At 68.8% G+C, this 20,689-nt stretch carries 20 protein-coding genes and 1 tRNA gene; 6 read left to right on the plus strand and 15 right to left on the minus strand.

All coding sequences use genetic code 11. The features are described 5' to 3' along the window. Positions 1-130: 130 nt before the first annotated feature. The gene (locus PS271_RS13265) at positions 131-295 is read right to left on the minus strand and encodes a hypothetical protein (RefSeq protein WP_398382104.1); all 165 of its coding nucleotides are present in this window, start codon (positions 293-295) and stop codon (positions 131-133) included. Positions 296-581: 286 nt separating this feature from the next. Between PS271_RS13265 and PS271_RS13270 the strand changes: the two genes are divergently transcribed. From PS271_RS13270 to PS271_RS13285, 4 genes are all read left to right on the plus strand, one after another. Next, positions 582-655, plus strand: a tRNA-Gly gene (locus PS271_RS13270). A 314-nt stretch (positions 656-969) separates the two neighbouring features. Continuing rightward, entirely contained in the window at positions 970-1,173 is a 204-nt protein-coding gene (locus PS271_RS13275) for a cold-shock protein (protein ID WP_398382105.1), read from the plus strand. Positions 1,174-1,554: 381 nt separating this feature from the next. Next, entirely contained in the window at positions 1,555-1,962 is a 408-nt protein-coding gene (locus PS271_RS13280; protein WP_398382106.1) for a CBS domain-containing protein, read from the plus strand. Positions 1,963-2,016: 54 nt separating this feature from the next. Then, on the plus strand, positions 2,017-2,328 hold the full coding sequence (locus PS271_RS13285) for an SCO5918 family protein (protein ID WP_398382107.1): 312 nt from the start codon (positions 2,017-2,019) through the stop codon (positions 2,326-2,328). Between the two features lie 115 nt (positions 2,329-2,443). On the opposite strand, the gene PS271_RS13290 is transcribed toward PS271_RS13285, so the two are convergent. Further along, positions 2,444-2,803: a GvpU-like protein gene (locus tag PS271_RS13290; RefSeq protein ID WP_120754755.1), complete on the minus strand. Its 360-nt coding sequence runs from the start codon at positions 2,801-2,803 to the stop codon at positions 2,444-2,446. Positions 2,804-3,569: 766 nt separating this feature from the next. Between PS271_RS13290 and PS271_RS13295 the strand changes: the two genes are divergently transcribed. Continuing rightward, entirely contained in the window at positions 3,570-3,908 is a 339-nt protein-coding gene (locus PS271_RS13295) for a MerR family transcriptional regulator (RefSeq protein WP_398382108.1), read from the plus strand. Between the two features lie 328 nt (positions 3,909-4,236). Next, positions 4,237-6,048: a serine/threonine-protein kinase gene (locus PS271_RS13300; protein WP_398382109.1), complete on the plus strand. Its 1,812-nt coding sequence runs from the start codon at positions 4,237-4,239 to the stop codon at positions 6,046-6,048. 85 nt (positions 6,049-6,133) lie between these two features. Here PS271_RS13300 and PS271_RS13305 read toward each other — a convergent pair whose 3' ends face one another. From PS271_RS13305 to PS271_RS13365, 13 genes are all read right to left on the minus strand, one after another. Continuing rightward, positions 6,134-7,798, minus strand: coding sequence for an MDR family MFS transporter (locus PS271_RS13305; RefSeq protein ID WP_398382110.1), 1,665 nt, complete (start codon positions 7,796-7,798; stop codon positions 6,134-6,136). Positions 7,799-7,890: 92 nt separating this feature from the next. Then, positions 7,891-8,568 (minus strand): hypothetical protein, encoded by a 678-nt coding sequence (locus PS271_RS13310; RefSeq protein WP_398386833.1) that lies wholly within the window; start codon positions 8,566-8,568, stop codon positions 7,891-7,893. Positions 8,569-8,711: 143 nt separating this feature from the next. Next, positions 8,712-9,545 (minus strand): hypothetical protein, encoded by an 834-nt coding sequence (locus PS271_RS13315; RefSeq protein ID WP_398382111.1) that lies wholly within the window; start codon positions 9,543-9,545, stop codon positions 8,712-8,714. Positions 9,546-9,635: 90 nt separating this feature from the next. Further along, the gene (locus tag PS271_RS13320; RefSeq protein ID WP_398382112.1) at positions 9,636-10,874 is read right to left on the minus strand and encodes a C40 family peptidase; all 1,239 of its coding nucleotides are present in this window, start codon (positions 10,872-10,874) and stop codon (positions 9,636-9,638) included. 4 nt (positions 10,875-10,878) lie between these two features. After that, entirely contained in the window at positions 10,879-11,676 is a 798-nt protein-coding gene (locus PS271_RS13325; protein ID WP_398382113.1) for a hypothetical protein, read from the minus strand. Then, positions 11,673-13,847 carry a hypothetical protein gene (locus tag PS271_RS13330; RefSeq protein ID WP_398382114.1) on the minus strand — a complete coding sequence of 725 codons (2,175 nt, stop codon included), beginning with the start codon at positions 13,845-13,847 and terminating at the stop codon, positions 11,673-11,675. Before PS271_RS13330 ends, PS271_RS13325 begins: the two co-directional genes overlap by 4 nt. Continuing rightward, on the minus strand, positions 13,844-14,245 hold the full coding sequence (locus tag PS271_RS13335; protein ID WP_398382115.1) for a hypothetical protein: 402 nt from the start codon (positions 14,243-14,245) through the stop codon (positions 13,844-13,846). Before PS271_RS13335 ends, PS271_RS13330 begins: the two co-directional genes overlap by 4 nt. A gap of 173 nt (positions 14,246-14,418) precedes the next feature. Further along, on the minus strand, positions 14,419-16,983 hold the full coding sequence (locus PS271_RS13340; RefSeq protein WP_398382116.1) for an ATP-binding protein: 2,565 nt from the start codon (positions 16,981-16,983) through the stop codon (positions 14,419-14,421). Positions 16,984-16,989: 6 nt separating this feature from the next. Further along, on the minus strand, positions 16,990-17,679 hold the full coding sequence (locus PS271_RS13345; protein ID WP_398382117.1) for a hypothetical protein: 690 nt from the start codon (positions 17,677-17,679) through the stop codon (positions 16,990-16,992). 2 nt (positions 17,680-17,681) lie between these two features. Further along, entirely contained in the window at positions 17,682-17,915 is a 234-nt protein-coding gene (locus tag PS271_RS13350; protein ID WP_106675629.1) for a hypothetical protein, read from the minus strand. 102 nt (positions 17,916-18,017) lie between these two features. Next, positions 18,018-19,259: a conjugal transfer protein gene (locus PS271_RS13355; RefSeq protein WP_398382118.1), complete on the minus strand. Its 1,242-nt coding sequence runs from the start codon at positions 19,257-19,259 to the stop codon at positions 18,018-18,020. Positions 19,260-19,915: 656 nt separating this feature from the next. After that, positions 19,916-20,143, minus strand: a complete 228-nt coding sequence (locus tag PS271_RS13360) for a hypothetical protein (protein ID WP_398382119.1) — start codon at positions 20,141-20,143, stop codon at positions 19,916-19,918. 184 nt (positions 20,144-20,327) lie between these two features. After that, positions 20,328-20,582 carry a hypothetical protein gene (locus tag PS271_RS13365; RefSeq protein WP_398382120.1) on the minus strand — a complete coding sequence of 85 codons (255 nt, stop codon included), beginning with the start codon at positions 20,580-20,582 and terminating at the stop codon, positions 20,328-20,330. Positions 20,583-20,689: the final 107 nt, after the last annotated feature.

Consider the following 20,689-nt stretch of genomic DNA (forward strand, 5'->3'; position numbering starts at 1 on the left):
GCCCGGTCCGGGCGGACGGGCCCGCGCTGCTTGATCAGCACGATCTCAGCGCGGTCTCAGCGCTTGATCGGTACCAGCTCAGCACCCGCTCGACGCTTGACCGGCACCAGTTCAGCTGACCGGCACCAGTTCAGCGCTTCTGGAGCGTGACCGGGACGGAATGCCGCAGCCGGGCACAGCGCGGGCAGCGCAGGAGCCGTCCGGGGCCGATCCGGTCGGGACCGAGGTGCTGCATCGGGAACGAAGCGGTGCTGAAGACGTGCCCCTCGGCACAACGAACGACGGTGCGCTCCATAGAGCTGCCCCTTTCCCCATTCACGTGAAAGACAAAAGCCACATTAGGGGATGCATAGGACTCGCTCCTAAGCGGCACTCCCGGCAGCCTCGCGACAGCCGCCCGGCAGCCCGCCACCGACTTCCGGCGCCCCCACCGTACGCCTCAACTCCCGGACCCCGCGGCCGCATCCCCACCTGCCCCACACTCTCCTCACACGACGAGAAGGCCCGTACGGTGAGTGCACCGGGGGCCTTCGATGGGGTAGAGTGTGCGACGATGAGGCGCTCCCGAAGCGGGCGCCCTCGCGGGTGTAGTTTAATGGTAGAACATGAGCTTCCCAAGCTCAGAGCGCGAGTTCGATTCTCGTCACCCGCTCCATAGAAAACCCCCAGGTCAGCGACCTGGGGGTTGTTTGTTGTCCAGACCCCTACTGCCGGCCCTGCTCGTCAACCAGTATCTATGCCCGCGGTCTAAGAATTTCAGGGACCCCGCGAGGAGACTTTTTACCACCGCACATAGGGTAGAAATATTTAGCGCACACAAGCCACCGCAGCATGCTACTGTCGATCTCGGTTGCAGTTTTGATACCCAAATCCTTACGTTTCCCGGCCATTTTCCGGGCGGGGCATCATCGCGGCGACACGGTGTCCGCACGGCGCGGATTCCGGTGTACTGCCCCAAGGAGATACGACATGGCTACTGGCACCGTGAAGTGGTTCAACGCGGCAAAGGGCTTCGGCTTCATCGAGCAGGACGGTGGCGGCGCCGACGTGTTCGCCCACTTCTCGAACATCGCAGCCGAAGGCTTCCGTGAGCTGACCGAAGGCCAGAAGGTGACCTTCGACATCGCGCAGGGCCAGAAGGGCCCGACAGCCGAGAACATCGTTCCCGCCTGACACTGACGCGCATTTTGCAGCTGGGGCCCGCATCCCTCGGGGCGCGGACCCCGGCTGCACCCATTTCCCCGCGGTGATTTCTCCTGCGGGACGCAGGATTTCAGTTCTCACCCTCCCCGCAGTCGCGCCCCTCGACCGCCGTCCTGGATTTCTCATCCACCGGACGTCGCCTATTTCAGCGCCTGGACCTGTACGGATTCCCCGTAGACCAGATGCGCTTTCGCATTCCATTCGGCCCGGTCTCGTAATTCCCAGCGCTGCTTTTCTGCTGCGACAGTTCCTTGATGCGTGCCGCATCAAGGAAGGTTCTGAATGAACCCCGCACACAGGAACGAGCGCTCCTCGACCAGGGAACTGACCCACCTCTGCAGGAGGCACGTTGTGACGTTGATCCAGACGCAGGACCGCTCGGCACATGGCAACGCCGTGCACCGGATGGTGGCCGATGCCATGGAGTCGGACGTTCCGCAAGTCTGCGACGACATGACCGTCGAAGTGGCCTTGTCCGTCATGGCCGCCGCCCGCACGGGCCATCTGCTCGTCTGCGACGAGGACGACCTGTGCACCGCGGTGGTCACCCGGATCCAGCTCGCCGCCGTCCATGAGGGCGACACGTACACGGACCGGCTCCGGCTGCGCGATGTCCTCGGCGAACGCGAGCCGTTCGCCTCGCCCCTCACCACGACGGTCGAGGACGAGCACGTGATGCGCCGTCGCCGGCCGGAGCCGGCCCTGCCCGTTGCCGACGAACAAGGCCGCCCTTCGGTCGCCCCCGCCCTCGCACGCTGAACCGCCTCACGACCGCAGTTCCGAGTGACCGTCCCCTTCCTCCTGTGAGGCATCATGCGCTGTGTCATCGCCCGTTTCCCGTTCGACCTGACCAAGAGCGGTGTCCTGGAATCGATGAAGGGCGTCAAGCCCGAGCAGGTCACCGGCGAGTCCGTGACCATCGGCCGCCGCACCTACCCCGCCAAGCAGGTCGGCCAGGTCATCACCCGCCAGGACCGACGCGACTTCAGCGCCGGCGAAGTTCTCCGAGCCATGACGAAGCTCGGCTTCACCTGCCACGTCCTGCCCAGGGCCACCGTGCCGACGCGCCCCCTCACCCCGCTCCAGCAGGCGTCCGCGATGCTCGGCGTACCGGTGACCGTCTGACCGCCTGAGCGATGGGCACGGCACTGGCTGCCGCCCGAGCAGCGAGGAGGGCCCGACCGGCACATGCCGGTCGGGCCCTCCTGCGTCCCGATGGGTCCTTCTACCCGCCGCCGGATCAGTGGTCGGAGTAGCTGAAGTCGCCCACCGTCCAGGCGCTTACATCGGCGATCGAGACGCGATACATCCCACCCGTCTCCGGGATCCCCACCTGTCCCTGAAGGATGCGGGCCATGTGAAAGTGCAGATGTGTGGGCGGACCCTCCCGGCGCGTTGTGGTGGTGAAGATGGCGGCGAACTCGCCCAGGCGGGCAGAGTCCGTCAGGACCTCTGACACCCGCTGCCTCCACACGGCTTCGGGAGCCAGCCGGCCGGTGATGACAGCACCGCCGGTGACCACGGTCAGGGACATCTGATTGCTCTGCCCGGACTCCACCAGGGTGGCGACGTCAGCGAGCAGCTCGTCAGGCTTCGGCATGAGAGCCGATTCTATTCACCGGCCGGCCCACCCCCGCCCGCGGTCGCGCCCCTGGCGAGTAGGGCACTCCGCGCCTGGCCGCCAAGGCACCGAGCCCCCGCGTTCGGCTGCCGCCCCGCCCGTGGGCCTGACCAGCAGTGATGGCCGCCCTGCATACCTCGGCCCACCATGGGCGGCTAGCTCAGCCCTAGGCATACGAAAATCTATGATCGCCGCAGTAGACATTAGGCAGTGGCGTGGTTATGATTTCTCTCGTAGCCCAGAGAGATCGAAGGGCTCGGCAGAGACGAACTGCCGGGCAGCAGTACGCAGCAGTACATGCAGTTCGCAGGGCGGTCCGGTGGCGGAGTTCCGAAGCCAGGGTTGTTGCAGGACGGCGACGGGACTGGCGGCCGGACCGGGTGGCCCGCAGTCATCAGGGGCCGCCAAGAGCAGTACCGCAGTGGCAGTACCCGCAGTACGCAGTACCAGCAGTACGCAGTTCCCCGTTTCACCAGCAGTTGATCAATGAGGAAGAACGGAGGAGCCAGGCGCCATCAGGATCGCCCGGGCCGAAGGCTGAGCCCGGGTACCGCAGGACATCGATAGTGAGGTGGTCTCCGGTCAAGCAACCGCGATCCCCGCACCCCCGGCAGCAACTCGGCCGGGGCGGCGGAAACAGGAGGTCGGCGCAGTATCAGGGCCGACAGATGGTGTAGTAGTTCCTTCGGGGCCCTGGTGCCGTACGGCACCAGGGCCCCTCCATGCGTTCCATGAGAGAGGTGCAATGACAGCAGACGACTCGTTCGGCCGTCTTGACGACGACGACTACCCCGCCTACACGATGGGCCGTGCCGCCGCCATGCTCGGCACCACCCAGGGTTTCCTGCGCGCCATCGGCGAGGCCCGCCTGATCACCCCGCTGCGCTCCGAGGGCGGACATCGTCGCTACTCCCGCTACCAGCTGCGCATCGCGGCACGCGCCCGGGAACTCGTCGACCAGGGCACCCCCATCGAGGCCGCCTGCCGCATCATCATCCTTGAGGACCAGCTCGAAGAAGCCCAGCGCCTCAACGCCGAATACCGCCGTGCCGCCGAGTCGTCCCCGCCGCCGGCCTCGGACTGAGGTGAACTCGCCAGCGGTGCCGCGCCCCGACGCCCTGGACGACCCGGCCCATCGGCCCTCGATGGGCGCCGATTACGCCGTAGTCCCGCCCTCTCCTGGGAGCGTCCTCAAGGCCGGGAGCCCGTCGTCCTCACCTGGTGGGCCCTGGCGTCCACCCCCCGCTCTTCAGCCCCTCGCGAAGGCCCAGGTCGCAGACCTGGGCCTTCGTCGTTACCCCGGGCGGCTCCGGGGGGCCGCGGCCCTCACAGCGCCTGCCTCTACTCTGGGGGCCGCGTAAGGACGAACGACGAACGACGAACGAACAGTGCCAGGACGGACGGAGCGTGCGGTGACAGCGGGGGAAGCGAACGGCGACGAGCTGATAGGAAAACTCCTCGGAGGCCGTTACCGGGTCACCGCGACGATCGGGCGCGGCGGGATGGGCGTGGTCGCCCGGGCCGTGGACGAGCTCCTGAACCGCGAGGTCGCCGTCAAGGTGCTGCGGGCCTTCACCGATGCCTCCGCCGCCGAACTGGCCGACCTGCGGATCCGGATGCAGCGGGAGGCGCAGGCCGCCGCCCGCATCCGGCACAGCGGCGTGGTCACCGTGCACGACGTGACCGAGGAGCAGGGCCTGCCGGTCATCGTCATGGAACTCGTCGACGGGCCCTCGCTCGACGACATCTTGGCGGAGCGCGGCGCCCTGGAGCCGCACGAGGCCGCGGCGATCGGCGCCGAGCTGATGGACGCGCTCGACGCCGCGCACCGGGCCGGCGTGCTGCACCGCGACGTCAAGCCGGGGAACGTGCTGCTGGAGCGCGGCGGGCGAAGCGAGACGGGAGTCCCACCGGCCGGAGGCTGGGGAAGGGTCGTGCTCACCGACTTCGGCATCGCCAGCATGGAGGCCGCGGGCGACGACGCCATGGCCAAGCTGACCCAGAGCGGCCAGATCATCGGCTCCCTCGACTACCTGCCGCCGGAGCGGGCGCAGGGCAAGGAGCCGGGCCCGGCGTCGGACATCTGGTCGCTCGGCATGACGCTGTACGCGGCCGTGGAGGGCACGTCGCCGTTCCGCCGGACGTCGGTGTGGTCCACGCTGTCGGCGATCGTCAGCGAGCCGCTGCCGGCGCCCCGGCAGGCGGGGCCGCTCACGCCGGTGCTGCAAGCGCTGATGGCGAAGGAGCCGGAGCACCGGCCGGCGGCGGGCGAGGCGCGCGAGATGCTGGAGCGGGTGGCCGCGGGCGGGACGGCGGCGCACTACGCACCGGGGCCGGTGGTTCCAGGTCCGGTGGCTCCGGGGCCGGTCGCTCCGGGGCCCGGCGTATCGCCTGTGCAGGCTCCTCCGCACGCGCCCATGCCGACGCAGGCCGTAACCCCGGTGCCGCCGCCCGGATTCGGCGCGGCACCGCCCCCGTTCCAGCAGCCGCCCCCGTTCCAGCAGCCGCCGCTGTCCCCGCAGCCCCCGTACGCCGGCTACCCGCAGCCGGGCCCGCCGCACGCCGGAGTGCCGGCCGCGGCGCCTGCCCCCTCCCCCGCTCCCGCCCCCGCGCCCGCCCCCGGCCGCAAGCGGCGCCGCAGCCGTAGCGTCATCGCGGCGGCGGCCGCAGCCGTCGTGCTGGCCGGAGGCGGCGTCACCTACGCCCTGACGGGCCGGCACAGCGACACCGCGAAGGGCGACGAGGCGTTGTCGGCGCAGCCCGCGGTCAGCTCCCCGGCGGGCGCCGACCAGCCGGGCGGAGGCGAAGCGACCGCCGGAACGAACTCCCCGGGCCCCTCGTCCTCCGCGGGCTCCGCGAAACCGTCCGGCGCGGCCTCGCCGTCGTCCTCCGCGTCGGCCAAGCCCGGCGCGACGCCGAGCACGTCCCCTTCCCCGTCGACCAAGCTGAACGTGCCGACGACGTGCGCCGGCTGGAGCCACCAGGACCCGAAGCCGGGCACGTACGGCTACGTCTCCGGCGACCGCCACGTCCTGAACGGCCCCTACCAGGTCTGCGGCTCCGTGGCCCCGGCCAAGTCCGGCACGAAGGTCTGGTTCCACTGCGCCGTCGAGAACGCGTACGGCCACAAGTGGCTCTACGTCCGCATCGAGGGGACGAAGAGCGCCGGCTGGCTGTCCGCCGACACCATCATCCGCCAAACCGGCCAGCCGGCCCGCTGCTAGCGCAAGGCGGGGCCCCGGGTCGGTGACGACCGGGGCCCTGCCGCTTGACGGACGGTCTTGACGGACGGTCTTGACGACCGGTGCGTCACTGACGGACTGCGGCCTTCTTCGGTGACGGAGTCGAGGGAGCCGAAGAAGCTGTGTCCGTCTCCGCCTCCGTCTGCCGGTCCCTGGGAATGAGGGCCAGGACCAGGCCCACCGCCAGCAGGGTGCCGCTCACCAGGAAGACCGTCTGCATCGCATCGGCCATGCCCTCCAGGAAGGGGTGCGCGAGGCGGGCGTCGGCGTGGGTCAGGAAGGAGCTGTCGTCCAGGGAGACGGCGCCGTTCCGGCCGGCGAGGAGCGTCTGGTTGGCCGGCTGGGAGGTGACGGCCGGGTCGGCGAGGGCGGCCTTGAAGTCCGGGTCGGTCGCGGCTCCGGCGTAGGCGTCGGCGATCCGGCCGCCGACCGTGCCGAAGAAGAGCGAGAAGAAGACGCTGATGCCGACGGTGCCGCCGATGGAGCGGAAGAAGGCGAAGGACCCGATGCCGGCGCCCGTGTACCGCGGATCCAGGCCCCGCTGGATGGCGACCAGCATGACCTGCCAGCACATGCCGATGCCAGTGCCCATGACGCCGGCGGCGACCCCGGCCTGCCACAGCTCCGTGTCCGCGCCGAACGACGCGAACCAGAACGTGCCCGCCATCATCAGCACGATGCCGGCCAGCATCGAGCCCTTGAAACTGCCGGTACGCGTCACGTACGCGCTGCACATCCGGCCCGCGACGATGATCCCGAGCGTCTGCGGCAGCAGCATCAGGCCCGCCTCGGTCGGCGACAGCCCCTTGACGATCTGGAGGTAGAGCGGCAGGACGGCGAGCGAGCCGAAGACGGCGGCGCCGACGATCGTGTTGACGCCGTTGTAGAGCGAGAAGACGGGGTTGCGGAACATCGGGGTGGGGAGCAGCGCGGCACCGCCCGCCCGCCGCTGCGCCATCAGGAAGAGCACGAGCCCCACGGCCCCCACGGCGAACAGCCCCAGCGTGCCGGCCGCGCCCCAGCCCCACTTCGGCCCTTCCTCGACGGCGAAGAGGACGGGCACCAGGAAGAGGACGAGGGTGACGACGCCGGCGACGTCCGGCTTGTCCGCCGAGCGGTTCGCCTGGACCCGGACCTGACCGAGGATCAGCAGCACGGCGGCGATGCCGACCGGCACGTTGATGAAGAAGGCCCAGCGCCAGCCGTCCGCCCCGGCGAAGGCGTCCAGCCCGGCGAAGAACCCGCCGACGACCGGCCCGACCACGGCCGCGACCCCGAAGACCGCCCCGAACCAGGCCTGGTAGCGGCTGCGCTCGGCGGGCGGCAGCAGATCGGCCAGGATGGCGAACGCGAGGCTCATCAGGCCGCCCGCGCCGAGGCCCTGGACGCCCCGGAAGACCGACAGCATCACCATCGACGAGGCGAACCCGCACAGCACCGAACCGACGACGAAGAGGCCCACGGCGATGACGTAGAGCGGCCGGCGCCCGTAGATGTCGGAGAGCTTGCCGTAGAGGGCCGTGGTGACCACCGAAGTGATCATGTACGAGGTGTTGGCCCAGGCCTGCTGCGAGAGCCCGTTGAGGTCGTCGGCGATGGTGCGGAGCGCCGCGGAGATGATGGTCTGGTCGAGCGCCGACATGAACAGGCCGAGCATCAGCCCGGCCATGACGAGTCTCATGCTGCGCCGGTCGATCACCGGGGTGTCCGCGGGGTCGGCTGTGTCCGTCATCGTCGATCCATCCGTCCATCTCTTGGCCGAGGCCTGCTGAGGCGAGGACTCAAGGATGAAATCTCAAGCGGACTTGAGGTCAAGGCGGAGGATCAACCCTCTTCGTCCGCGTCCTCTGCGTCCTGCGCGTCCTCCACGTCCTCCACGTCCTCGTACGGGGTCTCCTCCATCAACCGCTCCGCGATGTCGCCGACCCAGGCCTCGGCCCAGCGCAGGAGCTCGGTGCGGTCGGTCTCGTCGAGCCCGCAGGCGGCGAACTCGGAGTCGGCGATCCACTCGGCGCCGGCGAGCCGGGCCTGGAGGTCGGTGAGGTCGAGCCCGCTCTCGCCGGCGTGCCGGCGGCCGAGCTCCTCCAGCTCGACGTGCGACCAGGAGGCGGACGCGGCCCGTACGTCGACGAGGTCGCGGGCGAGGCCGAGGTCCGCGAGGTCGCGCACGGCCATGCCGACCACGTCCTCGACGGCGGGCACGGGCCCGTACGGACCGAGCTCCGGCGGCCGCCGCAGGGTCTCCTTGCGGATGCCGACGGTGCAGTGCTCGCCGGTCGCGGCGTCGGTGACGACGAGCCGGGCTTCGAGCGGTTCGGCTTCCCAGCCGCGCTCCTCCAGGCCGCCGCGGAGGGCGGCCACGACGTCGGCCATGGGGTCCGGGGCCTCGGTGACCAGCTCCAGGCAGGCGTCCCGGCGGGCGGCGCCGGGGGCGAGGAGGCCGTGCGCCTCCAGTGCGTACGAACCGCTGAGGAGGAGCGGATACGCCGAGCCGGCCGCCATCACGTCCGGCAGCAGACGCCGGTGCAGGCCGCGCGGCCCGCTCTCGTACGGGACCGGGATCCCTTCGTACGCGCTCCCGTCGTACGGGGTGCCTTCGTACGGGCCGGGCGGCGGCGTGGACGGCGACGGCGACATGGCCGTGATTATTCCGGAAGCACGCCCTCGACCAGGTCGGATACGCGCTGGAGCTCCGGCTGGATCTCGTCCGCCTCGGCCCGGTCGACGGCCGCGAGCCGCCACCACACGGCGCGGGCGTTGCGCAGCACGCGCCGGGTCTCGTCGAGGGGCGCCTGCGCGTTGTGCCGCCGCTCGGCGGTCCGCAGGTGCAGCCGCATGATCGCGGCCCAGTCCTCCTGCAACAGCAGCGCCAGCCAGGCCCGCGTCCCGAGCACGCCGACGGTGTGCGGGTGCAACGGCCCGTACTCCCGGTCGAGCGCCCCCTCCATCTCCCGCGCGGCAAGCGCGGCCCCGACCAGATCCCCGCGCAGCTCGGCAGCCACGATCCGGCCGAAGCGGTCGGCGTGGTGCGGGGGGAGGGGGGTGTGCCAGTCGGGAGAGGTGTGCAGGGGGGCGGGGGGTGCCTGTACGGGGGCGGGCGCGGGCGGTACGGGGGCGGGCGGCATCGGTGCCGGTGCCGGATGCGGAGCCACAGGCGCCACGGGAGCCACAGGCGCGGGCGCGGGCACCACGGGCGCCGGCGGCGGCGTCGGATGCGGCCCCGGCATAGGTGTCACGGCCCCGTCGTGGTCCACGATCAGCGGCCAGGCCGACCCGTCGGGCTCCTTGGCGATGATGCGTATGGGGTGGCCGCGAAGAGCCGCCCGCACTCGTATCTCAGCGAGCGCCGAGGTCCTCGCATCCTCACCCGGCAGGTTCTCGACCGGCTCCCCGTCGACCGTCGCTCCGCCCATTGCGTTGATCACGATGGTGTAGACAGGCGTCAGAGGGACCGAGTCAAGGTCCGTCACAACAGGCATGGTCATTCCTTACGTACCGCCGCCGCCAGCAGGCCAAAGGGGCCGCGGCACGCAAGGGTGCCGCGGTCCCCCGGGTAATGATGACCCGGATCACCCGCCCTTGGGGTAGTAGGGGGGTGACCAGCCCAGATACTTGGCGTTCCACTTGGTTTCGATGTCGGTGGCGGGGACGATCGATATCTCACCAATGGGCCCGATGTCATTGGACGCGATCTTCCCGTCACCGACGTAGATGGCCACGTGACCGGCCCGGTGCCCGGTGTCCCAGAACATGAGCGCACCGACCGGCGGATTGCGGTCGCCGTCGTGGCGCATGTCCTTCGGCATTTCAACCTGGTAGTGGTCGATAGCGTAGTTGGTGCCGGAAAAGCTCCACCCGTAGGCGATCGAGGTGAACATCAGGCACTTCTGGTACCAGTTCGCGCGGTGGCTGTCGGCCTCGGCCTTCGCCCACTTGATCGCATCAGCGGTTGAGCGGGGGTTCCTCACGTTGGCCGGCCAGTTCGCGTTGCCGTCGTGGAAGGGCTCGCCGGGCTTGCCCGGCTGCCCGGAACCCGAGGTGTCGCAGTCTCCCGGAGGCTCGTCAGGATCCTTGCCTTCGCTGTTCCCGCTGTTTCCGCTGTTCCCCGAACCCCCTCCGGGGGTGCTCTTCCCCGGCTGCTTGGGGTGGTTCTCGCCGGACCGCTCCAGGTCGATCCCTGCTTCCTCGGCAATGCTGCGGGCCTGGGTTTCTTTCGGCCCGTAGGCGTTGGGGAAGCCCGACCTCTGCACTTTCTGGGCCGCGTCGTTGAGCGAGAGGTTCTCCCAAGGAATGTCTTCCAGGCCAGGCGGGTCACCGCTGTCGCCGCCGAAGAGGAACATGTGCGTGGCGTACTTGGGGTCGAGAATCTGATCCCGAGTTCCCCAGCCCGACGACGGACGCTGCTGGAACAGGCCCAGCGAGTCCCGGTCGCCGTAGTCGATGTTGTCCAGCTGCGACTCTGCGAGTGCGGTCATCAGCGCGATGAGCGTGGCTCGTCCCGGCAGCTTCCCCTCCTTTGCCACTCCGTCAATGATTTTGGCGTTGGCGACCTGCTTGGCGCGCAGCTCCTTGCTCGCCCCGCCGTGGGCGTCGCCCTGCCGCCCATTGCCCTTCTCCCCGTCGTCGGCGGGCTGTCCCCGGTCACCGCAACCGGCGGCCGCGGCGGAGCTGGTGCCTCCGATGCCGGACATGGCGCCGAGGATGATGAGCATGACCATGAAGATGACGGCGATGGGAAGCCCGAGCTTGACCACCAGGGCACGCCGGGCTCCCCCCGCCGCCAGGGCGAGGGCCTGACGTCCGTCCACCGGTTCAGACCCCCAGTACCCGGCCCACGCGCCACCCGTCGTCGCCGCGCATGATCTCGGTGAGGAGGACCTTGGTCTCGTTGTACTTGCGGTACCCCGCGACGGTCGTCTCCACGGTGACCTTGCGCCAGACGCGCATGGGTGTGTCGGCCTGGTTACGCACCCGGTCGTCGTCAGCGGGGCCGACGGTGACCCGGTCCACCGTGGACACGCCACCGTTGGAGACCATCTGGTTCCATGCCGGGTCGTCGAACTTCTTGAGGTTCTCGCTCAGGGCAGGAGTCATCCAGGGTGCAGCGCGCTCCACCACGGCCTTGTGATCTTTGTCCACCGGCGGGTTGCGAGCCCAGTAGACCCGCGCCCATCCCTCCGCCGCCTTCTCCGGCTTGCTGAGGTCCGCCTTCGGCGCGGCCGGGGCCGCGACCGAGGCGGAGGGCGACGGGGCAGCGGAAGCACCCGCCCCGTCGCCCGACGCCGACTCGGTCCGTGTCTCCGGTGCGCTGCCCGCCGTAACGACCTTCGCCCGGGGGCCGTCATTCGGCCACCAGTGGGTGGCGGCCGCACCGAGTGCCAGGAACGCAACGATCACCAAGATGGCGCCGCCCGCGGTGACCGGCTCCCGGCGCCGCTCCTCCGCGAGGCGCCGCTTGAGCTCCGCCTTCTGGCCCTGGCGGTAGACCTTACGAGCCCGGCGGCGCAGCGACCGCTTGGGAGCCTCCTCGATCTCATCCGGGTAGTCGTACGGGGTGTTCAGCAGCTCCCGCCACTCGGCCGAGCTCTGCGGCCCGTTGTCCTTGCTCACGAGTCCCTCCTGCGGCGACGCCGGCTGGATGCGGGCGCCGACGGGGCGCCGGCGGAACGATTCACCTGGGCCGGGCCGCTACGACGGCTCGCGGCGCCGCCCGAAGCCGAGGCCGAGGTCGCGGCCCGGCGACCCGCGGTGATGCGCTGCTGGCGCGGGGGGCGGTTGTGCGGACGGGCTGCCTGGCGGAACTGGTAACTGTCCTGCCCTCCGGCAGCCTGCAGTTGGGGGTGACGGCGTGCGCGGTTCTGCGCTCCGGTCGCCCGCCCCGTGTGCGCAGCGCCGACTTGGATCCGGCCCCGATCCTGCTGCCCGGTGGTGCGCGGACGAGTGCTGCCTGCACCAGCGGTGCGCCGCTCCGGCAGCGTCGCGATGGTCCTAGCCGGGCTGCCGTCCGCACGACGGCCGGCCGACTGACCGCCGGAGGAGCGCATCCGAGCGCTCGTGCCCGGCGGGTTATCTGCGGCCCACGTGGCCAGGGCTTGAAGGCCGCGCTCCTTAGCCTTGCCCAACTGGTCGGCTCCTGCGGAAGCCAGCCGTGCGCCCGACCTGGCTGTGTAGTTCACGCCCGACTTGGCACCCTCCCAGGCGGCGGTACCGGTCTTCTTAGCCGCCCGCTTGGTGCCGTCCTTGGTCTTCTGGCCCGCCCACTTGACGGGCCGTGCTGCTTGATGGCCCGCCCACTTGACAGGCCGTGCCGCTGTACGCCCCGCCCACCTGACGGGCCGTGCCGCTTGATGCCCCGCCCAGCCGGCAGGCTTGCCGAGCATCCGGCCCGCGAGCCGGCTGGCCCCACGCCCCAGCGCCATGCCGGCGGCCGAGGCCCCGGGGCTCAACGCGCCGGTGACACCGACAATGCTCTCCATCACGGCACGGAACTTGAACGCCACGATCGCACTCGTGATGCTGACGCCGATGGCGGCGAAGTAGCCGTACTTGCCGAGCATCGAGATGCTTACGGTGTTCAGCACCAGGACTACGCCCAGCACCATCGTGCTCACGAACGACTGCAGGGCGAAGCCCAGCAGGGCGTCGAACCATCGCATGCCCCACTGGCGCGGCCTACCAGGGATCACCCACAGGCAGGCGAAGACCACACCGGCAAGCAGCAGCATCAACGCGCCGATCAGTGAGGCGAGCGAAGCGAAGGCAAGAGCGATGGCGAGGATGGCGAACAGCGCGGCGCAGACAAAAGCGGCGACCGTAACCGTGACGCGGCCGGCGTTCTTGCCCTGACGCCACTTCATGGCCGGAATACCGATCTTCGAGTCACTGAGCGTTTTACTCAGGAACTCCCTCCGCGCGTCGGCGAAGTCGTCATCTTTCGGCGGCTTATCAGTCTTCTGGAGCGTCTGCTCGCCGAACTCCTTACAGGTATCAAGGTTACCGAATTCGGCAATGCACCACGGCGTGACGACATAGGATCGCCAGATCGCGTCGGTGGACTTGCGGACCAGCTTGTTCTTCTTGGACTCTTCGCTGTCCTTCTTCCCGTCCTGGTCGAGGTCCGGGTTCCCCTTGACAGCGAAGGGCTCCTGTGCGTTGCCGTTCATGCCCGCGCTGGTGGCCTCCATGGCGATGCTGGAACCGACCTTGCGCACACTCTCGATCCCGTCGACCCACACGCCGGGGGTGCTCACGAGTGACACCGCGAGAATGCCCGAGGCCGCCACCCAGCCGAGTTGGCTCAGGCCGCTGCCGCTCGCCTTCCGGTGGTTGGCCCAGGCCACCATGGCTCCTACGGCCAGCGCTGAGGGCAACAGGGTCTCGGAGACCGTTCCGCCCGCGCTGGATATGGCCGTGGTGATCGCATCGTGGATCTCTTTGACGTCAGTGAGGTTCAGCGTCCACTGGACGGCGACCACGGCCGACTGAGTGATGAAGACCGTCAGTCCCATGAAGAGATCGGCGATGCCGTTGAGCATGCTCCAGCCGATGTCCTTCCACCCCAGCTCATTGTCGAGCCGGTAGTAGAGGACTGAACCGTACTGTTCGTAGAGGGTGGAGCCGCTGCCCTCCCCGATGCGGGGGGTTTTCAGCAGGTCGCCGATTCCCGCCGGCTTGTACTTCTTGAACTTGTCGTCGGCTGCCGCGGCACCCGCGGTCGCCATGAGGGTGGTGAGCGCGCCGAGGAGGGGTATGACGAGGTTCCGGATGCGGGGAAGTCTCATTCCGAGGACCTCATCAGGGCGCTGCGGACGGGGCTGCCGGCGGACATGTCCTCGTCTCGAACGTTCATCTTCTGGTCGACCAGCCAGGCACCGTCGATTTTGACCATGCGCACGGCCCCCCGGCGAACGGACGTCCGCGCACCGTCTGCGGTCGTTTCCGTAACCATCAGGCCGTTCCCCTTGGGGTGGTTCCCGATGGGCGCTACGTCCACCGGCAGCCCCTCGACGCTCACGGTGACCCCGGGCTCGGGCTTCTCATCCGCCAGATACGCAAAACGCTCCGCGCACTCGTCCACGCTTCCATCACCACCCCGCTTGTTCGGGGTCATGAGACTGCACATCGTGCGTACGTCGTGGGCGACGTCGGCCTTCCCGTACCGGCCGGCGGCATCCTTCATCGCCGCCTCGTCCTTCGCCCGTTCCCGGGCCTCCGAGTCCGCCCGCCGGCGTTCTTCCTTGCTGACGCCCGGGTTGCCTCCGGACTCGTCGCCCTTGCTCCTGCCGTCTCCCGATGACGAGCATCCGGCGACAGCCAGGACCGATGCCGTCACCACCACTGCCGCAACCCGCCTCATGCAATCGCCTCCTGGGGTTCGGACTTGTCCATGGAGACCGAGGCCTGACCCGCCACGGCACCGGTCGTCTTCGGCGTCGTGCTCAGCAGCTCCAGCATCTCCAGGGACGGCACGTCGAACTGAACGGTCGCGCTGCTGAAGCGGCGGTCGCGCATGATGCAGTGGCCGTGCCGGATCTCCTGCGTCACGTCGACGCCGATGGCCTGGATCAGCTGGCGCGTGTGCGGGTCCTTCGGCAGGTCCAGCAGATCCGCCATCGCGTCCTGCTGCTCGGGCGTCGTCAGCTGGAAGCCGAAGACCGTCGTCATTTGCTCCACGAGGCCGGTGAGACTCGCCAGCGACTCCGGGTCCTGCGTGTCCACGACGAGCGCGGTGTGCAGGGCGCGTCCCACTCGGGCGATGTACTGGAGGAACGAGCTGCCCTCGCGCGTGGCCGTAAGGACGTGCACCTCCGGCACCGCCACGACCTTGCGCAGGCCGCGCAGGTCCTTGCGGCCGGCCATGCTGATGCCGTAGGCGAGCAGCGAGTGGACCAGTGCCACCGAGAGCCGCTGGTGGACGGACCAGTCGTCGCGGGAGTCGTCAGGCGACGGCAGCGTGATACCCGGAACCTGAACTACCCAGATACCGGGCGACGGAGTGATCAGCGTGCTGCCGGAAGGCCTGCCCATGAAGGGCGCGCCGAGGCCGGTGAGCGACAGTTCGTAAAGGGCGTCACCGGCCTCCCGGGCCAGTTCGTCCTCGGACCGCCGCAGGTACTCAATGACCTTCCACGTCGCCGGGTCGCCCTCGGCGATGACCTCGTTGACCGCACTCTGGATGGGGGTCTCCGCGCCGCGCATCCGCAGGTGCTGCGGCAGTGCGATGCCCAGCTGGGCCGGCACCTCGGTCTGTGCGCGCTCAGCGCTCTCGCCGGACAGCAGTGTGAACAGGTCGGCCACGCCCGCGTACTGGGCGCCCGTCTCGATGACGTGGGCGTTGAGCCCGTACCGCTGGCCCGCCGAGACCAGGCCGCCCATGTCGCCCTTGAAGTCGAGCGCCAGCACGAACGAGCCGCGAAAGCCGGAGTCGAGCAGGGACAGCATCATCGCGGTCGTCTTGCCGCGACCGCTTCGGCCGATGAACGCGGTTGTCGTCGCGTCGCCGCGCTCGGAACCACCGGTCAGGTCGTTGCGGACGACACCCGGCGTCGAACCGGTCAGATAACCGATGATCGGGCCGGTGTCGTCGCCGACCGAGGCACCGCCCCAGAACCAGGAGCCCGCGAAGGCGCCAACGGTACGGGTGTGCACGAGGTCCGGCACGCGCAGCATGTCACCCGGCTGGGCCTCGAGCCACAGCTCGCGCTGCTCCTCGGCGGCGACGCTGACCTCGATGCCTAGGCCGCCGTAAAAGCCGATGACGGCGTCGCAGCGGGCCCGCAGGTCCTCCAGAGAAGAGTCACTGGTGACGATCAGCCGCGGATGGTCCTCCAGCAGCGTGACGTCCTCGCGCTTCATGTCGCGCGAGAGGGACGTCATCGTCTCCTCCGTCTCCTCGATCTCCTGGGCGGTCTCCCCGGCGGAGTGCTTGGCCGCGCTCTGCCTCTGCTCCTTGGCAAGCCGGCGGACCTCGTCGATCTGCTTCAGGGCATCCCGCTTGTGCATCACCTTGAAGCGGACGGACGGTTCAGGGTTGACCGGCCTGACCTGGATGTCTTCTTCGTATTCGTCGTCATCCGCGTACTCGGGAACGTACGTGATCTCGGCGACGGCCCGCAGCCACTCGCCCGCCCCGGGCGACTCCATCTCCTCGGGGAAGCTGTCCATGGTGAGCACCGCGACCCAGGTCGTGGTCTCACCGCGCTGGTCGACAATGCGCAGGTGGTCGGGGTAGGGCAGCACGCGGCCGCGGGTCAGCTGGGCCAGCTTGGCACCAGTGATCATTCCGTCGGCGTCCGGGTTCGGCAGGACCGTGTCTCGGCGCTGCTCGCGCGCGATCATCCAGGCCAGCATTTCGACGGCGGCCGGCTGAGCCTTCCACGGCGTCGTCTCCAGCTGGCGGCCGAGGCGGCGGGTAAGGGCGTCCAGCCGGGCGATCTCCTTCTGCGAGACCGATGTCGAGCCGATGCCCATCGCGTCCTGCACGCCTCTGCGGCCGCGCGCCTTGGCCTGGTTGGAACGCTCGGCAATGCGTACGCCGAGCAGCAGCATGCGCGTGGGGAGCTCGAGCTGGTGCAGTCGCTCGACCCGCATGTCGGCCCACTCGGCGAAGTTGCCTGCCGAGAACAGGTTGTCCGCCTCGGTCCGGTACTCCTCGGCGTTCAGCGGCGCCCACAGGACCTTCAGATGGCAGTCGTAGCCTGAGAGCGTACGGGCCAGCGCACTGCTGGCCTGATCGTGCTCGGCGTCGCGCGCCGCCTCCGACATCAGGTCGGTGTTGGAGCTGCCCAGCACGAACCAGGCTTCCGCGTGTGTCTCGGTGATGACCAGGCCGTCGGCCAGTCCGACGTAGCGGGGTGGCGGTGCGGAGCGGTCACCGTCGACCCCGAGAAAGCGGGCGATGCCCTTAGTGAACTTCATCGCGTATCAAGTACCTTCCTGGCCGGCCCTGGCCCGCTGGGCGGCCACCGGCGCGGGCATGGGCGACGTACGGCCACCCGTCCATACCTGCTGAGCCGCCTGCGCCTGCCGGGCGGTCCGCTGCTGCGTGGCCTGCTGCTCGGCTGCCCTGCGGTCCTTGGCCGACAGACTGCGCATCCGGGCGCGGTAGACGTGGTCCGGCCCGTACAGACGGGGTCGGGTATCCAACTTCACGGGCCGTCCCGCCGTGGACCGGGGTTCCTCACCGCCGAGAGCTCCCTCGAAGATGCCCATGCCGGGCATGGCCAGAAAGTCCTCCGTCCGGTCACCCAAGCGGGCGCGCAACGGCAGCCACTCGCTGCGATCCGCCGCGCGCCGGCCCCCATTGATGACCGGACGGTGTCCGACCGTGAGGTAGCGGACGGCCAGCGCCCACTGGGTCAGATTCCAGCGCCGTTCGTTACGGCGCGAGCGCTGCGAGCCATAGAAAGTGATCAGTGCCGGAGGCGCGAAGTAGAGAGTGAAGAGGAACTTCGACGGGACACCGAAGATGAGCAGGAGCCCACCCACCCAGACCGCGTACATAGCGGCGCCGGTGACCAGGACCCGACGGGAAGGCCCCTCGCCGAGATCCATTCCGAACAGCTCGTGCTGCCGGGTTTCCAGGTCGAAGTGGCGGGTGAAGGTGTGCCCCACCCTCATGCGCCGGCCACTTTGTTCCAGATCGCGGTGAGCATGCCCTTCGAAGAGTCGGGCGCGAAGACGAAGCCGGCCACGACCACACCGGCCATGAAGTGACCGAGCAGCTCACCCCATTCGCGCTTGGCATAGTGCCCGATGGCGCGAACGGCCAGAACGATCAGGAAGATGTTGCCCGCGACCAGGAACACCCAGGACTTGAGGTCGGCGCCATTGCTCAGCGCGAGTTGCATCGGATTACCCCTTGGTGAGATACGTGTTGCTGCGAAAGGAAAGAGGGCCGGTGTCCCGGACGCGGGTCACCGTGCACCGGCGGCCCGGAGAGGTGTCGCGCGTTACGGCGTCAGCCCGCCGTGGACCTCGGAGACCTGCCAGCGCTCAGCACCCTGGGCAGATGTCACGCGGGTCACCTTGACGCGGTAGGTCTGCTCCACCTCGGCGACACCCACCTGCCAGCTGACCACTGCTGTACCGACACGATCGGCACCGCTGCCCTCGTCCACGGACCAGTTCCTGATGCCGCCCAGAGTCATGCCGGTCGGGAGGGCAGGGATGTACGCACCTGGAGCAGCCACCGCATCCGGCTCACCCGTGGCGTACTTTTTGAAGAATTCCTCGACGACGCCACGGGTCTGCTGGCCGAACCCCATGTCGGCGGGCTTCATGGCGGGGTCCGCTACGGAGGGGCCACTGCCCGGAACACCGACGATGCCCGGCTGGCCGGTGACGACGATGCGGCCGGATGCCTGGATGACAGGGACCTCCAAGCCCATCCATTTCGTCGTGGAGGGCTTGGCTTCGGCCTTGGCCTTGTCGTCCTTCTTCTTGTCCTTGTCGTCGCTCTTCTTCTCGTCCTGCTTCGGCTGCGTCTCGGCTACGAAACCATTGACGAGAACGTCGACACGGACACGGGCCCGCTTGTCCGCGAGAACAGAGACCGGCCCCGGCTGCGCCACGACCACTTCCTGATGGCCCTTGGAGTTCCAGCCGTTGGTGGTGTCAGTGCCCCGGGGCATGTCACGGCTGAGGGCGTCAGCACGCGCCTGCGGATCGGACTCGTCCCATGTGAGGTACGCACGGGCGAACCGGGCGGCGACGGACTGGGCCTCTTGAATGGGGTAGTTGGGTCCACTGTCGACCTTGACAGGAGCGGGCTTGGGCGGCTCCGGCGTCCAGATCCACGAGCGCACGCCCGTGATCGCCGCAAGGGCGACGACGCCCCACAACACGCCGCGCCCCACCTTGACAGCGAACTTGGTTCCGCTGTTCTCGTCCTCGATCTGCCACGGGAGCTGACCGCCGGACTTCCCTTTCGCGTCGGCGGCGAGCTGCTGCGGACCCGCCGGCGTATCGGGACTGCGCACCGGCCCGCCGTCCTGGGCCTGCAGCCGCGCGGAAGCATCCGCCCACTGCTGGAAGCCGCCGGGAGCCGAGGGTGCCGGCCGCTCCTGGGACGGGCCCGGAGTGAGTACGGGCTGCGCGGCGGGCACCTCGGCCGGCGCATTCGCCGCGTTCTTGTCCCCCTGCGGCTCCGGCAGATTCAGAATCCGCCGCATGACCGTCTTGAACGTGCTCAACCCTGGTGACCCTTCCCCCGTGCTAGGTCTGAGTGGCAGGACAGTACGTCGACCGATACTGGTCGTCAAATTACTTCGAACGAACAGTTTCTGTTCTGATATGAACGACCTTGACCGAGGTGACGTCCTTAATTTCCTGATAAGCCGGGTGCTTCAGGCTGCCGACTCAGCACCTTCGGCGCCGCGGTCACCTCAGCGAAGGCCCACCGCCCCATGACTGGGCCGGCAGCGGCTCCGTGCGTACGGCCTCGGACTCCTGGCGAGCTCGCCGCGGAAGCGTTTTTGTATCCAAGCTGTTGCGCAGCGCTTGACTCTCCGCCCGCAGAGGAGGGTCCATGTCGAGGGCAGAGCGGGTCCCTTGAGGTCGGGCCTGTGACTGCGACTGGGCTTGGGCGCGGGCGGCAGCTTCAACCGCGTCCTTCGCCTTGAGGCCCCCCTCCTTCTACTGGACGACCCGGACGGCTTCCTGGCTGACATTCGGGTTGAGCTCGGCCCGGATTACGCGCTCACCGAACTCTTGCTGACCGGACTGGATACGGATGACTTTGTTTCGCCCACTCTGGAGCAGATCTGCGGCCTGCTTGTACTGCTTCGCCAGGCCCTCGTCCTTCCTGGCAAGATCCTTGAACTTCCCGGAACGTGTCAGCTCGTGCAGCTCATGGTTCTCCGACTTCGCCTGATGGCTCTCCGGAGTGACGCCAGGAGATGTTCAGCCCCTTGTAGGCCGGATCGTCCCAGGTGTTGATCTCAGAGACCGGCTCATATCCCTGCTCGCGCAGTTGAGCGTAGGTTTCCTTCACGCCTTCGGCATATTTGCCCGTCTCGAAGGTCAATGTGTATCGATTCAGATCGTCGACGCATTCGGCCGTTTCCTCGGCGCTCAAGTTGTCGCCCTGGCGTGCCACAGCAGCCTTGCGCCGGAACGAGTCGAGCCCCTTCAGAGAGTGATCCAGTCCGACCGCCCGGCTGCCATGGTTCGGCGGTATTCTGCTGGATCCCCTCCTCACTGCTCACAGCTCTGTGGCCCCCGTGACGCCGAAGTGCTCCTGGAGAAGCTGCTCGGCTTCATCAGTCTTGAGTCCAACTAGGTGCGAACGGATGGACGTCCTGCCGGACGAACGCGTTGAAGGCCGCCATTGTCGAGCCCCATTCGGACTCGGTGTTGAACGACTCGTCACGAATGTTTTCCGGACTGCGCCGCCGCCTGACGGCCGTGGTCGGCGGCCGGCCGTCGCCCCAGGCGCGCTTGCTCGAGTAATGGGCCCAGTACTGAACCCAGGCCGGCCGATCGGGCACGAGTGCGGACGCGTGTTGCTCGGACACCGTGTACAGCACCTCCGAGGTAGGCGGAGTCTGTACGTTCCTCGCCGTGACGCTGTGCCACTGTCAGTCCAGGAGGGACAGAAACTCCCATTCGCCGCCGGAACGAC

It is taken from the genome of Streptomyces sp. SCA2-17 (assembly GCF_044336695.1).